1 protein-coding gene is annotated in these 857 nt (G+C 67.3%); it reads left to right on the forward strand.

The window, feature by feature from the left end:
* Positions 1 to 222 precede the first annotated feature (222 nt).
* On the forward strand, positions 223 to 857 hold a 635-nt coding region (locus ACLQ2S_RS27145), incomplete at its 3' end, for a phosphopantetheine-binding protein (protein WP_425703822.1).

Raw genomic sequence — 857 nt, forward strand, 5'->3', positions numbered from 1 at the left:
CTCGATGAGGGTCTTGGTGTGGTGCCGGTGGGTGTGCCGGGTGAGTTGTGTGTTGCGGGGGTGGGTGTTGGTCGGGGGTATGTGGGTCGGCCGGGGTTGACGGCGGATCGGTTTGTGCCGGATCCGTTTGGGCCGGTGGGGTCTCGGTTGTATCGGACTGGGGATGTGGTGGCGTGGCGGTCGGACGGGAGTTTGGAGTTCCTGGGTCGGCTGGATGCGCAGGTGAAGTTGCGTGGTGTGCGGGTGGAGTTGGGGGAGGTGGAGGCGGCGCTGCGTTCGTGTGTGGGGGTGCGGGATGCGGTGGCGTCGGTGGTGGAGGTTGATGGTCGGCGGGTGTTGGCGGGTTTTGTGGTGCCCGAGGTGGGGTCGGTGGTGGAGCCGGCTGGGTTGCGGGAGTTTGTGCGGGGGGTGTTGCCGGAGGCGATGGTGCCGGCGGCGTATGTGGTGATTGATGCGGTGCCGGTGGATGTGCACGGGAAGGTGGATCGTCGGCGGTTGCCGGTGGTGGGTGCTGGTGATGTGCCGGTGGGTGTGTTCGTGGCGCCGGTGTCGGGGGTGGAGCGGGCTGTCGCTGAGGTGTGGGCTCGGGTGTTGGGTCGTTCGTCGGTGAGTGTGGAGGAGAGTTTCTTCGATCTTGGTGGTGACTCGATGTTGGCGGTGACGTTGGTGGGGTCGCTGCGGGCTGCGGGTTATCGGACGAGTGTGCGGGATGTGTTCGCGTATCGGACGGTGCGTGGGTTGGTGGCGTCGTTGGGTGGTGCCGGTGGTCGGGAGTGGGAGCCGGTGGTGCCGTTCGCGTTGGTGGGTGAGGCGGATCGGGTGTTGCTGCCCGCCGGACTCACCGACGCCTACCCGGC

The organism is Micromonospora sp. DT48 (genome assembly GCF_049844495.1).
In the GTDB taxonomy this organism is placed as follows: Bacteria; Actinomycetota; Actinomycetes; order Mycobacteriales; family Micromonosporaceae; genus Micromonospora.